The sequence below is a fragment of the Streptomyces sp. SBT349 genome, from assembly GCF_001083795.1.
Lineage (GTDB): Bacteria > Actinomycetota > Actinomycetes > Streptomycetales > Streptomycetaceae > Streptomyces.
On the sequence record NZ_LAVK01000456.1, the window covers coordinates 1 to 4,945 of the forward strand.

General features: G+C 57.7%; 2 rRNA genes. Both read right to left on the minus strand.

From position 1 onward, the window contains the following. Window positions 1-24: 24 nt before the first annotated feature. Window positions 25-3,133, minus strand: a 23S ribosomal RNA gene (locus ADY01_RS32665). 249 nt (window positions 3,134-3,382) lie between these two features. After that, window positions 3,383-4,918: ribosomal RNA gene (locus tag ADY01_RS32670) — 16S ribosomal RNA — on the minus strand. Together the 16S and 23S rRNA genes form the textbook arrangement of a ribosomal RNA operon. Window positions 4,919-4,945: the final 27 nt, after the last annotated feature.

Here is a 4,945-nt window from a genome sequence, read left to right on the forward strand (position 1 = left end):
AATTCACAGTGGACGCGAGCATCTGCGGACAAGCCCTCGGCCTATTAGTACCGGTCAACTCCACCTGTCACCAGGCTTCCATCTCCGGCCTATCAACCCTGTCGTCTACAGGGAGCCTTACCCCATCAAGTGGGTGGGAGTCCTCATCTCGAAGCAGGCTTCCCGCTTAGATGCTTTCAGCGGTTATCCCTCCCGAACGTAGCCAACCAGCCATGCCCTTGGCAGGACAACTGGCACACCAGAGGTTCGTCCGTCCCGGTCCTCTCGTACTAGGGACAGCCCTTCTCAAGACTCCAACGCGCACAGCGGATAGGGACCGAACTGTCTCACGACGTTCTAAACCCAGCTCGCGTACCGCTTTAATGGGCGAACAGCCCAACCCTTGGGACCAACTCCAGCCCCAGGATGCGACGAGCCGACATCGAGGTGCCAAACCATCCCGTCGATACGGACTCTTGGGGAAGATCAGCCTGTTATCCCCGGGGTACCTTTTATCCGATGAGCGACGGCGCTCCCACAAGCCACCGCCGGATCACTAGTCCCTGCTTTCGCACCTGCTCGACCCGCCAGTCTCACAGTCAAGCTCCCTTGTGCACTTACACTCACCACCTGATAACCAACCAGGCTGAGGGAACCTTTGGGCGCCTCCGTTACTCTTTAGGAGGCAACCGCCCCAGTTAAACTACCCACCAGACACTGTCCCCGATCCGGATCACGGACCCAGGTTAGACATCCAGCACGATCAGAGTGGTATTTCAACAACGACTCCACCCAGGCTGGCGCCAAGGCTTCACAGTCTCCCACCTATCCTACACAAACCGAACCGAACACCAATATCAAGCTGTAGTAAAGGTCCCGGGGTCTTTCCGTCCTGCTGCGCGAAACGAGCATCTTTACTCGTACTGCAATTTCACCGGGCCTATGGTTGAGACAGCCGAGAAGTCGTTACGCCATTCGTGCAGGTCGGAACTTACCCGACAAGGAATTTCGCTACCTTAGGATGGTTATAGTTACCACCGCCGTTTACTGGCGCTTAAGTTCCCAGCCTCGCCACCGAAGCAGCTAACCGGTCCCCTTAACGTTCCAGCACCGGGCAGGCGTCAGTCCGTATACATCGCCTTACAGCTTCGCACGGACCTGTGTTTTTAGTAAACAGTCGCTTCTCGCTGGTCTCTGCGGCCACCCCCAGCTCCGGACGAAAACGTCCTTCACCGGAAGCGGCCCCCCTTCTCCCGAAGTTACGGGGGCAATTTGCCGAGTTCCTTAACCATAGTTCACCCGAACGCCTCGGTATACTCTACCTGACCACCTGAGTCGGTTTCGGGTACGGGCCACCATGAAACATCGCTAGAGGCTTTTCTCGACAGCATAGGATCATCCACTTCACCACAATCGGCTCGGCATCAGGTCTCACCCTCATGTCGCACGGATTTACCTGCACGACGGGCCACACCCTTACCCCGGGACAACCACCGCCCGGGATGGACTACCTTCCTGCGTCACCCCATCACTCACCTACTACTCCCTCGGACCACCGGCTCCACCACTCTGGATCACCCCGAAGGGATCACCAGCGGCTTCACGGGCTTAGCATCAGAAGATTCAGCGCTGGCGCTCCATGGCGGGTACCGGAATATCAACCGGTTATCCATCGACTACGCCTGTCGGCCTCGCCTTAGGCCCCGACTTACCCTGGGCAGATCAACTTGACCCAGGAACCCTTAGTCAATCGGCGCACACGTTTCCCACGTGTGTATCGCTACTCATGCCTGCATTCTCACTCGTGAACCGTCCACGACACCCTTACAGGACCGCTTCACCCGGCACACGACGCTCCCCTACCCACCACACAGATGCGTGGTGACACGACTTCGGCGGTGTACTTGAGCCCCGCTACATTATCGGCGCAGAATCACTCGACCAGTGAGCTATTACGCACTCTTTCAAGGGTGGCTGCTTCTAAGCCAACCTCCTGGCTGTCTCTGCGACTCCACATCCTTTCCCACTTAGCACACGCTTAGGGGCCTTAGTCGATGCTCTGGGCTGTTTCCCTCTCGACCATGGAGCTTATCCCCCACAGTCTCACTGCCGCGCTCAACTTACCGGCATTCGGAGTTTGGCTAAGGTCAGTAACCCGGTAAGGCCCATCACCTATCCAGTGCTCTACCTCCGGCAAGCACACACGACGCTGCACCTAAATGCATTTCGGGGAGAACCAGCTATCACGGAGTTTGATTGGCCTTTCACCCCTAACCACAGGTCATCCCCCAGATTTTCAACTCTGGTGGGTTCGGGCCTCCACGCGGTCTTACCCACGCTTCACCCTGCCCATGGCTAGATCACTCCGCTTCGGGTCTAGGGCATGCTACTCGAATCGCCCTGTTCGGACTCGCTTTCGCTACGGCTCCCCATCACAGGTTAACCTCGCAACACACCGCAAACTCGCAGGCTCATTCTTCAAAAGGCACGCAGTCACGACACACCAAGGCAAGCCTCGATGTGCGACGCTCCCACGGCTTGTAGGCACACGGTTTCAGGTACTCTTTCACTCCGCTCCCGCGGTACTTTTCACCATTCCCTCACGGTACTATCCACTATCGGTCACCAGGGAATATTTAGGCTTAACGGGTGGTCCCGCCAGATTCACACAGGATTTCTCGGGCCCCGTGCTACTTGGGAAACACACAAGAGAGCCATCACAGTTTCGTCTACGGGGGTCTTACCCTCTACGCCGGGCCTTTCGCATGCCCTTCGACTACCACAATGGTTTATCACTCCCCGGCCGTCCGGCAGAACGACCAATGCACACTCCCACAACCCCGCCTGCGCAACCCCTGCCGGGTATCACACACAAACGGTTTAGCCTCATCCGGTTTCGCTCACCACTACTCCCGGAATCACTGTTGTTTTCTCTTCCTGCGGGTACTGAGATGTTTCACTTCCCCGCGTTCCCTCCACACCGCCTATACATTCAGCGGCAGGTGACAGCCCATAACGACTGCCGGGTTTCCCCATTCGGAAACCCCCGGATCACAGCTAGGTTGACAACTCCCCGGGGACTATCGCGGCCTCCCACGTCCTTCATCGGTTCCTGGTACCAAGGCATCCACCGTGCGCCCTTAAAAACTTGGCCACAGATGCTCGCGTCCACTGTGAAATTCTCAACCAACAAACGAAGACACACCACTCGCAAAAGCAGCCATGCCCTCAGACACCCAACAGCGTGCCCAGCACCACCAGCAACCCCACACACCGTTCCACACCCCCAACAGGGAGCAGTACTAGACCGTGCGAAACCACCAGCACCACCGAATAGTCAATGTTCCACCCATGAGCAACCACCCCGGGACACTCGCCCAGGGACTGGCCATATGCTCCTTAGAAAGGAGGTGATCCAGCCGCACCTTCCGGTACGGCTACCTTGTTACGACTTCGTCCCAATCGCCAGTCCCACCTTCGACAGCTCCCTCCCACAAGGGGTTAGGCCACCGGCTTCGGGTGTTACCGACTTTCGTGACGTGACGGGCGGTGTGTACAAGGCCCGGGAACGTATTCACCGCAGCAATGCTGATCTGCGATTACTAGCGACTCCGACTTCATGGGGTCGAGTTGCAGACCCCAATCCGAACTGAGACCGGCTTTTTGAGATTCGCTCCACCTCACGGCATCGCAGCTCATTGTACCGGCCATTGTAGCACGTGTGCAGCCCAAGACATAAGGGGCATGATGACTTGACGTCGTCCCCACCTTCCTCCGAGTTGACCCCGGCAGTCTCCCGTGAGTCCCCAACCACCCCGAAAGGCGTTGCTGGCAACACAGGACAAGGGTTGCGCTCGTTGCGGGACTTAACCCAACATCTCACGACACGAGCTGACGACAGCCATGCACCACCTGTACACCGACTCAAAGAGAAGCCCTGTCTCCAGGGATATCCGGCATATGTCAAGCCTTGGTAAGGTTCTTCGCGTTGCGTCGAATTAAGCCACATGCTCCGCCGCTTGTGCGGGCCCCCGTCAATTCCTTTGAGTTTTAGCCTTGCGGCCGTACTCCCCAGGCGGGGAACTTAATGCGTTAGCTGCGGCACAGACAACGTGGAATGCTGCCCACACCTAGTTCCCACCGTTTACAGCGTGGACTACCAGGGTATCTAATCCTGTTCGCTCCCCACGCTTTCGCTCCTCAGCGTCAGTATCGGCCCAGAGACCCGCCTTCGCCACCGGTGTTCCTCCTGATATCTGCGCATTTCACCGCTACACCAGGAATTCCAGTCTCCCCTACCGAACTCTAGCCTGCCCGTATCGACTGCAGACCCAGGGTTAAGCCCCGGGCTTTCACAACCGACGCGACAAACCGCCTACGAGCTCTTTACGCCCAATAATTCCGGACAACGCTTGCACCCTACGTATTACCGCGGCTGCTGGCACGTAGTTAGCCGGTGCTTCTTCTGCAGGTACCGTCACCCCGAAAAGCTTCTTCCCTGCTGAAAGAGGTTTACAACCCGAAGGCCGTCATCCCTCACGCGGCGTCGCTGCATCAGGCTTCCGCCCATTGTGCAATATTCCCCACTGCTGCCTCCCGTAGGAGTCTGGGCCGTGTCTCAGTCCCAGTGTGGCCGGTCACCCTCTCAGGCCGGCTACCCGTCGTCGCCTTGGTAGGCCACTACCCCACCAACAAGCTGATAGGCCGCGGGCCCATCCCACACCGCAAAAGCTTTCCACCGACAGGCCATGCGACCATCGATGTATATCCGGTATTAGACCCAGTTTCCCGGGCTTATCCCAGAGTGCGAGGCAGATTACCCACGTGTTACTCACCCGTTCGCCACTCATCACCGGCCGAAACCGGATCAGCGTTCGACTTGCATGTGTTAAGCACGCCGCCAGCGTTCGTCCTGAGCCAGGATCAAACTCTCCGTGAATGCTCAAAGCAATCCACCGAGAACAGA